Origin of the sequence: Streptomyces sp. NPDC102437, assembly GCF_044765565.1 — a bacterium.
GTDB lineage: Bacteria > Actinomycetota > Actinomycetes > Streptomycetales > Streptomycetaceae > Streptomyces.
Genome location: NZ_JBIWKI010000046.1, coordinates 34,168 through 43,464 on the forward strand (window position 1 = coordinate 34,168; position 9,297 = coordinate 43,464).

The 9,297-nt window shown below is 69.2% G+C and carries 7 protein-coding genes and 1 pseudogene; 4 read left to right on the forward strand and 4 right to left on the reverse strand.

All coding sequences use genetic code 11. The annotated features are described in order from the left end of the window. Positions 1 to 65: 65 nt before the first annotated feature. Entirely contained in the window at positions 66 to 2,303 is a 2,238-nt protein-coding gene (locus ACIRJP_RS35515) for an MMPL family transporter (RefSeq protein WP_404183530.1), read from the forward strand. A gap of 87 nt (positions 2,304 to 2,390) precedes the next feature. Next, on the forward strand, positions 2,391 to 3,977 hold the full coding sequence (locus ACIRJP_RS35520; protein ID WP_404183533.1) for an alpha/beta hydrolase: 1,587 nt from the start codon (positions 2,391 to 2,393) through the stop codon (positions 3,975 to 3,977). 204 nt (positions 3,978 to 4,181) lie between these two features. Here ACIRJP_RS35520 and ACIRJP_RS35525 read toward each other — a convergent pair whose 3' ends face one another. Together ACIRJP_RS35525 and ACIRJP_RS35530 are read right to left on the reverse strand one after the other, a co-directional pair. Next, on the reverse strand, positions 4,182 to 4,850 hold the full coding sequence (locus tag ACIRJP_RS35525) for a response regulator (protein ID WP_404183536.1): 669 nt from the start codon (positions 4,848 to 4,850) through the stop codon (positions 4,182 to 4,184). A gap of 74 nt (positions 4,851 to 4,924) precedes the next feature. Further along, complete coding sequence (locus ACIRJP_RS35530; RefSeq protein ID WP_404183539.1) at positions 4,925 to 6,631, reverse strand: sensor histidine kinase; 1,707 nt, start codon at positions 6,629 to 6,631, stop codon at positions 4,925 to 4,927. A 680-nt stretch (positions 6,632 to 7,311) separates the two neighbouring features. Here ACIRJP_RS35530 and ACIRJP_RS35535 point away from each other — a divergent pair. Both ACIRJP_RS35535 and ACIRJP_RS35540 read left to right on the forward strand, forming a co-directional pair. Then, positions 7,312 to 7,518, forward strand: a complete 207-nt coding sequence (locus ACIRJP_RS35535; RefSeq protein WP_404183542.1) for a hypothetical protein — start codon at positions 7,312 to 7,314, stop codon at positions 7,516 to 7,518. A 94-nt stretch (positions 7,519 to 7,612) separates the two neighbouring features. Next, on the forward strand, positions 7,613 to 7,963 hold the full coding sequence (locus ACIRJP_RS35540; RefSeq protein WP_404183545.1) for a hypothetical protein: 351 nt from the start codon (positions 7,613 to 7,615) through the stop codon (positions 7,961 to 7,963). Here ACIRJP_RS35540 and ACIRJP_RS35545 read toward each other — a convergent pair. Both ACIRJP_RS35545 and ACIRJP_RS35550 read right to left on the reverse strand, forming a co-directional pair. Continuing rightward, positions 7,850 to 8,128, reverse strand: a pseudogene (locus ACIRJP_RS35545) (transposase); the annotation flags it as partial. The gene ACIRJP_RS35540 and the pseudogene ACIRJP_RS35545 overlap by 114 nt on opposite strands. Before the next feature lie 75 nt (positions 8,129 to 8,203). After that, positions 8,204 to 8,752 (reverse strand): DEAD/DEAH box helicase family protein, encoded by a 549-nt coding sequence (locus tag ACIRJP_RS35550; protein ID WP_404183548.1) that lies wholly within the window; start codon positions 8,750 to 8,752, stop codon positions 8,204 to 8,206. Positions 8,753 to 9,297: the final 545 nt, after the last annotated feature.

Consider the following 9,297-nt stretch of genomic DNA (forward strand, 5'->3'; position numbering starts at 1 on the left):
GACGCTTGCCGGCCCCTCCAAGTGATGGTCTGGAGACCGGCCGGGAGCCCCCGGCAGACGTCCGCATGCAAGTCCGTCCGCCGGAGGACATCGTGATCCGCGCCCTGACCGGATACTCCACCAGACACCCGTGGAAGGTCATTGCCCTCTGGGCGGTGCTGGGTGTCGTGCTGAGCGCCCTGGCCCCGACACTGATCGGCCGTGTCACCCAGAACCAGACCGGGGATTTCCTGCCCAAGAGCTACGACTCGGCCGCCGCGCTGGAGATCGCCGAGGAGCAGTTCGGGGTGAACCCCAATGCCACCACGGTGACGATGCTGGTCGCCCGGTCCGACGGCAAGGCTCTCGGCGCCGCGGACCAGAAGCGGGTCGAGGCCGAGGCGGCGAAGCTGGCGCAGCGCCGGGTGATGATGCCCAGGGAGGACGACAGGCCGAAGTTTCTGGTCCCGGACCGCTCCCAGACGCCCCGGATCGCCCCGGCGATGGTGGCGCCCGACCGGAGTTTCGAACTGCTCTCCGTCGAGCTGATCGGGAACCGTACGGACAAGGGGGTCCAGGGCGTCTACCGGGCCTTCCGGGACGCCGCCCGGACGCAGTTCTCCGAGGCGGGGATGCGCACCGGCTTCACCGGGAGTCTCGCTGACACCGTCGACACCACCGATGCCCACGAGACCGCCGCGAAGGTCGGGGGCGCCCTCCTCATGGGGCTCATCCTGCTGATCAACGTGCTGGTGTTCCGCAGCGTGCTGGCGGCCCTGCTGCCGCTGGTCGCGGTCGCCATGATCATCGGCGTGGCGGGGGGAGCCGTCGCGGGTGCCGCGATACTCACCGGGCGCAAGCTCGACGCGGGCACCCCTGATCTGATCAGCGTGGTCCTGCTCGGCATCGGCATCGACTACCTGCTCTTCCTGCTGTTTCGCTTCCGCGAGCGACTGCGCGCCCAGCCGGAGCAGTCCGCCCGCGAGGCGGCCGGGCAGGTCTCTGGCCGGGTGGGCACCGCGATCACCTCGGCGGCGCTGACCATCGTGGCCGCGTTTGCCACACTGGGCGTGGCGACCTTCGGGCAGTTCCGCTCGCTGGGCCCCGCGATCGCCGTCGCGGTCCTGGTGATGCTGCTCGGCAGCCTCACCCTGCTCCCGGCGCTCCTCGCGGCCGCAGGGCGCAAGATGTTCTGGCCCTCCAAGGCCCTTGGCCACGAGCCGAGCGAAGGCCGTGCCGCCCGCTTCGGAGCTCTGGTCGCACGACGACCGCTGACAATGATGGTCGCCTCCGTCGCCCTGCTTGCCACGCTGGCCGCCGGGCTGATGGGGATCCGCATGGACTACGGCCAGGGCAACGCCGCTGCCAAAACCTCTGCGGCGGCTACCGCGACCGAGATCTCCCGCGCGCTGCCGGCCGGAGTGTCGGACCCGACGAGCGTCTTCGTCACCACCACTGACGGCGGCACCCTCACCATCGACCGGCTGAACGGCCTCTCCCGTGCACTTACCCAGGTCAAGGGCGTGGGCCAGGTCGCACGGACCGTCCTGAACAAGGACCACCGCGCCGCCCGGATCGACCTCTATCCCACCGCGGACCCACAGAGCCAGCAGGCCCGCGACCTGGCCTCCGGACCCGTGCGGGCAGCGGTCACCCAGCACACACCTGCCGGAACAACGGCACACGTGGGCGGAACAGCGGCGATCTCCGCCGACATCTCCACCGCCGTCGACCACGACCTGAAGACCGTTTTCCCGGTCGCGGCCGCGCTCATCGCTCTCATCCTCCTGCTGCTCCTGCGCAGCCTGCTCGCACCGCTGGTCCTGATGCTCTCCGTCGGACTCGGCTTCGCCGCCACCCTCGGCGCCGCCACACTGCTGTTCCAGCACGGCCTCGGCAAGCCGGGCGTCAACTTCACCCTCCCCCTTGTGTTGTTCCTGTTCGTCGTGGCCCTGGGCACCGACTACAACATCCTGATCAGCGACCGGATCCGGGAGGAGATGCAGCGGCCGGGCCCGGCCCGCGCCGCCGTGGCCCGCGCGGTACAGCACACGACACCGGCCATCGCGACGGCCGGGCTGGTCCTTGCTGGCTCCTTCGCCTCGCTCGCCACGACCCCGGGCAACGAACAGATCGCCTTCGCGATGACGCTCGGCATCCTGCTCTCCGCGCTCGCCCTTTCGCTGGTGCTGGTCCCCGCCCTCACCGCACTCCTCGGACGGAGCATCTGGTGGCCGATCCGCCCGCGGCCCACCAAGGGCGGCCACCCGCAGCACCGTGCGAACGCACCCGCCCCGGAACCCGACCGGGTCACGACGTACTGACTGAACAGCTCAGGTGGCCAGTGAGCACTTCAACCCCGGACACCGCCTTCCGCACCACCGACCGTACCCACCAGCCCAAGGAGACCTGTGACCATCCTCAGCCCCACCGCGCGGCGCGCCTCCACCGCGAGCCTCGCCCTCGCCGCCTGCTTCACCACTTCCCCCGCCCTGGCCTCAGCTTCGGAGGCCCCCGCCAAGAACGGCACCGCAGCCGGGCTCCACCAGTACTACCGGCAACACCTCGGCTGGGGCAGCTGCGTCACGGGCCCCGCCGACACGACGGGCCGCGATCTGGACAAAGCCGGTGTGCAATGCGCAGACGTCACCGTGCCGCTGGACTACGCCCACCCCGCGAGGCGCACGATCACCGTCGCGATATCCCGGCTCAAGGCTACCGACACCCGCCACCGCATCGGCTCGATCCTGCTGAACAACGGCGGACCAGGCGGACCCTCGGTCCAGTCACCGCCGGACGTCCGCAAGGCGATGAAGGACGTCGGTGCGCGCTACGACATCGTCGGCTTCGACCCACGCTTCGTCGGCCGCAGCACCCCACTGGACTGCGGCTGGCCCGTCGGCACGTCCTGGTTCTCGGCCGGCACCAGCCGGGCGTCCTTCGACCGCCAGGTCGCCCTGCAGAAGAGCCTTGCCGACAAGTGCCGCACCGCCGACGCCTCAGTGCTGCCGTACATCAGCACCCGCAACACGGCCCGTGACATGGACGTCGTCCGCGGCGCGCTCGGCGAGCGGAAGATCTCCTATCTCGGCTACTCGTACGGCACCTACTTGGGCACGGTCTACACCCAGATGTTCCCCGGCCGCTACGACCGCGTCGTGCTCGACGGCGCGGTCGCCCCCGCCGACTACGGCCCCCGCCTGACGAAGGGCACCGAGCGCGCGAACAAAAAGGCGCTGTCCGCCTGGGCCGCGTGGGCGGCGGACCGCGACGCCGCGTACGGCCTCGGCCGCACCCGCGCCCAAGTACTCACCACCGTCGACCGCGTCCTCAAGGCGTCCGCCCGCGGCCCACTGACCGTCGGCACCGGCTCGCACGCCTTCCGGATCGACGACACCCAGGTGCCGGTCCTCCTCTACTCCAGCATCGGGGACGACACCGACCCGACCCGGGCGTTCCTCGCCGAGCAGCTGGCCGTGCTGAGCAGGGCCGCACGGGGCACAGCCCCGACGCCGCTCTCGCCGGAGTTCGCCGCGACGCTCCGGTACCTACTGCACGGCGCGGCCGAACCGTCGGGAGTCCAGGCCGCGGTCCTCTGCGGGGACGTGGCCGCCCCGCGCGACCCCGAGGTCTACTGGCGCGACATCGAACGCAGCCGGGCCGCGCACCCGGTCTTCGGCCCAATGACCAACAACATCGGCCCCTGCGCCTTCTGGGACCGCCCCCGCGAGGAACCCACCCAGGTCCGCCGCGACGCCCCGGTACTGATCGTGGCCGCCACCGGCGACCCGCGCACCACCTACAAGAGCAGCGTGACCCTGCACGAGCAACTGCCCGACTCCAAGCTGCTCACCCTCAAGGGCGCCAACCGACACGCCCTCTTCGGGCGCTACGGCAACGCCTGTGTGGACGACGAGGTCAACAGGTACCTGGCCACCGGCAAACTGCCGACGAAGAATCAGACTTGCGTCAAGCGGGCCGGTGAGGCGTCTTCGTAGGATTGGACGACGACGAAGGCATTGTCCGCACCGATGGGCGTCGATCAGCATCAACACCAAGTCCTCGGGCGGGGCGTCATCGCCGTCATCGACCAGGTGAACGGCAAGAGGGCCGGTGACGATCAGCGGACGGGAGGGTCTGGGGGACGCGTGAGGCTCGGAGCTGTCCATTGAGATCCACCCGCAGCGGGCTCTGCATCAACGTCAGCGAGCGGTGTGGTCAGGCTCCAGGCCGGCGTCCCGTGCCAGCAATGCGGCTTGCACCCGGTTCTCGCAGCCCAGCTTGGTCAGGATCCGGCTCACATACGATTTGACCGTGGCCTCGCTCATATGGATCCGCCGACCGGCGTTCGCGTTGGACAGGCCCTCACCCAGCAGCGCCAGGACCTCCAGCTCGCGGTTGGTCAGCGCCTCCAGTCGGCGGCGGGCCTGCTCGGCACGGTGGGCGCTCCGGCCGGACGCCAACGAGTCCACGACACGGCGGGTGGCACCCGGCGACAGGTACGCGTCTCCGGCCGCGGCAGCCCGGACCGCGCGCATGAGCTCCGCGGGAGCCGAGTCCTTGAGCAGAAAACCCACGCTGCCCCCCGTCAGGGCGCGCAGTACGTTCTGCTGTTCCCCGAAGGTTGTCAGGATCAGCACCCGCGTGTCAGGCACGGTCCGGTGCAGCTCGGCCAGGGCCGTCAGTCCGTCCATGACCGGCATCTGGATGTCGAGCAGCACGACGTCCACGCGACGGGTCTGAGCCAGTTCGACCGCCTCACGGCCGTTCACCGCCTCGGCGACGACTTCGATGTCGTCGGCGGAGGAGAGAATCATCCTGACGCCTGCCCGGATGAGCGGCTCGTCATCCGTGACGAGAACCCTGATCATGACTCTCCTGCGCGGTCCTTGAGTGTCTACCTGCGGTCACTCGCCATCATCCCTGACCGAGCGCCCGGTACTCCTTAGTTCTTCACCTCGAAGGACTTCTTCTCGGTCAACTTGCCGTCCTTGAAGCAGAACCGGAAGACCGGCTCCATGTCCGGATTGTTGCTGGGCTCCGTGGAAGTCAGGCTGAGGCATTTCGCCCCCTTGGGCACGGGCGGCGCGCCCATTTCCAGGCCGTCGGTCAGGAAGGGGTCCTCCTTGGGCAACTGCTTGCGGATCTCTGCCTCGGACTGGCCCACCCTCACCGCGTCGTACTGCTTCGGCTGGATCTTGGCCTTTTCCGCCTTGTCCAGGAGGACGTATCCCCCGACGCCGACGGCGGCGATCACCAGTAGTAGAGGGATCAGTACCACCATCCCGCACCCGATGGCTATGCCGCTTCTGTTCTTCCTGCTCATTGCCTTGGCCAGCTCCTTCAGACCGTTCCCGTTCATGACGGGATCACTCTCGTCCAAGGAGCCCCCCGGGGTCTGCTGCCAAAAGGCGCCTGTCGGATCAACGAACGTCGTCGCCACGTTGCCGGGCTCGGGGCTCGGGATACCGTCTTCCGGCGATGTGTACGGCAGCACGCCCGCCAGCCGGAAGCCGCCGTCCGCCGTCGGGCCCGCGTGCGCCATGCCCCCGATGAGCCGGGTCCGCTCACCGAGCCCGGTCAGCCCCTGGCCGCCGCTCACCACGTCCCGCCCGTTGCTCGTCATCCCGGTTGCGGGTCCGTTGGCGACCTCCACGACCAGCGAGTCCGGCTCATACCGCAGCTCGACGGTGATCGGGGCGCCCGGGGCGTGCTTGTGGGCGTTGGTCAGGCCCTCCTGGACGATGCGGTACGCCGCGTGATCGGCGGTCGGAAGGAGCGGGCGCGGCTCGCCGGAGTGCCGCAGCTCCACGGCCGCGCCCGCGCTCCGGGACGTTTCCACCAGGCCCTCGATGCCCGCCACCCCGCGCGACAGCGCAGTGGTCCCCTCTGTCGCAGCGGCCGCGACGCCCGGGGTGGTGCGGTCCTGGTGGGGGGCCTCCGTGCTGTCCCGCATCACCTGTATGACCTCGCGCAGCTCGTGCATCGCGGCCACCGACGCCTCGCGCAGCACCCCCACTGCCTCCCGCTGCGGTCCGGTCAGCTCGCGGTCCACCTCCAGCGCGCCCGCGTGCACCGAGATGAGCACCAGCTGATGGCCGAGGCTGTCGTGCATGTCCTGCGCAATGCGCTGACGCTCCCGCGCCCGGGCCTGTCCGGCGATCATCGCGCGCTCGCGTTGCTGTTGGGCGTCGTACTCCCGGAGCGTGTCGGTCAGCATATGGTGCTGAGACCGGTAGCGGCCGGCCAGGCCGGGCACGATGATCGCGACCAGCGGCCACAAGACGCTGAAGACCAGGCGGGGCAGTGACAGGTATGGAAGCGCCTGCACGACTGCCAGGCCGAGGTTGAGGATGTATGCGAAGGCGAAGATGCCGACGGTCTTGCCGACCACGTCGATCCGCCGCCCCGCCGACCAGGCGGCGACGAGAACCAACGGAGCGAGACCGCCCAACAGGACAGAGCCGACGGCGGTCACCAGCAGCACGGTCGCGGGCAGCGTCCGGCGCAAAAGTGACAGCGCTGCGATCGCCAGCCCGGTGGCAGCGATCCCTACGGTGCCGCCGTTGTCCAGGGCCGCGAGTCCTGCCCCCAACAGCCCGACCGCTACGCTCAGCAGCGATTCGCCCACGATGCGCCAGGGAGACCACATTCCGGGATCCCAGAGAGCCCTGCCCGGGGTGGCCAGCCGCGGGGTCGCCGAACGCAGCCTCGCCGTCAGTGCCTGGCGAGCCGATATTTTAAGGGCCGTAGATTCCACACGAGTCACCCGGCTACGTTAAGACCCCTCAACCCGCTCAGCATCAGCCATTGGTCGCGACGGTCAACGACGAAAGTTCAACCTGGCGCGGCGGCCCGGGCATCCGTCGGCGATCCACAAGACCCCGGCCGCAGCAGAGCGCCGGTTCTCACCGACCTTGAGGTTCCCCCGAGGATGGTGAGCCGGTCGGGGCCGGCCTCCCTCCACGGCGTCTCGACTGGGTCGGCCCCGTACACCTCGGGCGGACCGGCATACCAGCTTCCCGCAGCCCCCCTCGGGCGCGATGTGGACCAGGCGCAGCTCCATACCGTCCCCGCCGCCCTCGGCGACCTCGTACAGCTCCGTCGTGCGCGGCGCGTTCTCGGTGGCCTCCAGCGTGAGTATCACCCGGTCACCGGGACGGGACGGGTACCACGGCGCCCCGGTCAGCTCACGGTGCCCGCCGACCAGCATCGAATGGCGCGGCGGCCACGCCCACGAGTGGAACGCCGACTGAACGCCCGCATGGTCTGTCCGACACCACCGCCACGGGGAGCGGCACACGGCGAGTGGCTGCCCGTACGATGACCGGCGTGACCGTCCGCCGCGCTCTTGGCTCCGGCCCCCAGGCTCCCGCGCACAGCATCCGCGCCGCCCAGGCCGACCTGCTCGACGCTCTTCCCAAAGAGCGTCTGTCCGACCTCGACGAACTGCGAGCCCGAGGCGTGCTCGGCACGCGCCCGGCAGCGCCCCCGTCCCCGCGCCGGACCCTGGGACCCGGTGCCGCACCGACCACGTAAGCACCAGCTCCGCCCGCCCCGGCCGTAACGGGGGAGAACGTCGTTCTCGCTCGGGGAGACTGGGGCCACTATTTCAGCGGTGGGGAGCGAGCGCATGGCGGCGACGGATCCGGCGACGTTAGTGCGTCAGGCCCGAGACCTGATCGAAGAGTTCAACCGCGTGGTGCTGGACGACCGGAAGGACCTGTCGGCACCCGAACTGTCGGGCGCCACCCAGGCGCTGAAGTCGTTGGTTGACCGGCTCCCGCAGGCGTTCGAGCAGACCGCCGACGTCCTGGAACTGCTAGCCGCCAACGACAGGGTCACGATGGAGCAGGGCCGCGACCCGAAGTCAGAGGTGGCCACGACCGCAGCAGAGCTTCGGACCATCGCGGCCGGCAGCGAGCAGCTGGCCCAGAGCCTCGCCAACCCTTCGTCGGCCCTGTTCCTCATGGGCGGTCGTTGACCATGCCCGACCTGCCCTCGCCCGAAGAGGCCGAAGCCGCCCGCACGCCCGCCAGTTGCGCAGAGCCTCGTGGTGCACACCGAGTTCCTCGGCCATGCGGCGGATCACAGGCTTCGGCTCAGCAGTCCGGTACATCCGAACCGCACGCTCACGCAACTCCAGCGGGTACTTCCTCGGCGCAGGCTCCTCTCATGAAACTCATCTGACCGTCTGTCACCTACCCCCCATCTCGGGGGAACCTCACATATACAACCGACGGGTCGCCGGCATCTTCGTCTGGTCGTGCACCGCAGCCCACGGCTTCCCGGCGTACCCACTTGTCCGGTGCGCCTCGTCGAGGACCATCAGGTCAAACGCACCAAGGCCGACAGCATGGGCGCGCTGGAGAATGCCAAGGCCAACAGCGGCGTACGTGGCGAAGACCGTCACCCGGTCCAAATCCCTCACCCAGGAGACGAGTTCACCCGGATCGGTCGTGCATGGCACACCACCGGAGTCTTCCCCGTGTAGCGAGCACACCCCGACCATCGCCCCCGCACGACCCCCTTCCCGCCACGCGGCCGCGGTCTGGGTGAGCAGGTCCAGTGTCGGAACCAGGACCAGGGCACGCCGCGCGCCGAGTTTCTCGGCGGCCGCGACGGCGATCAGGGTCTTCCCGGAGCCGGTCGCGGCGATGACCTGGGTCCGCAGCCCCTCAGACGGCAGATGCCCGCTCGCGGGCGTCTGCAAGGCCCTCAGAACCGCATCGACCGCCTCCACCTGATGCGGAAACAACTCCTTCAGCGTCACCGAAACTTCCTCTCCTAAACCGCTTCAGATATATTCCAAGCTCCGAGGAGACCTGGATTCCTGATGCAGTGACATGCCGCTTTCAGTGAAAACACAGACGCAGTCAAACGACCCCAGGGACAGCGGGCAGGACGTCGCCTCCTATTCCCTAAGGTATCTGGAGTCCAAAAATGACGCACAGCGATTGAAGAAGTGTTCTGAACCGGTAGCATGCAACCCGCGCAGCGAGGTTCCCGTCGCTCCTGAACTCGCCCTGACAAGGACTCAAGAGATCAGAGGATCAAGCAGCAAGCCCTCGGTCCTCACGACCCGTCACCTCACCCCTAGCAAGACCATCCTAACCCCCAGCCAGCCAAAGGGCCGTGCGGAGCATGGCCCGTCGCCCGGATCGCGGAGCGATCCGGGCCGCAGTCAACGGAGTTGACTGCCCGGGCCACGGAGTGGACCGGCAACCCCGGACGGAGTCCGGGAACAACGCACGGAGTGCGTTGTCGTCTTCCGCCGCGTAGCGGCGGCGCGTCGTGTCTGCGGAGCAGACCGCGCGC

What these genes read in the sequence shown, in the direction of transcription:
- ACIRJP_RS35515 (WP_404183530.1), top strand. Translation starts at nt 66, where the DNA reads ATGCAAGTCCGTCCGCCGGAGGACATCGTGATCCGCGCCCTGACCGGA.
- ACIRJP_RS35525 (WP_404183536.1), bottom strand. Translation starts at nt 4,850, where the DNA reads ATGATCAGGGTTCTCGTCACGGATGACGAGCCGCTCATCCGGGCAGGC.
- ACIRJP_RS35530 (WP_404183539.1), bottom strand. Translation starts at nt 6,631, where the DNA reads ATGTGGTCTCCCTGGCGCATCGTGGGCGAATCGCTGCTGAGCGTAGCG.
- ACIRJP_RS35540 (WP_404183545.1), top strand. Translation starts at nt 7,613, where the DNA reads ATGGCGGCGACGGATCCGGCGACGTTAGTGCGTCAGGCCCGAGACCTG.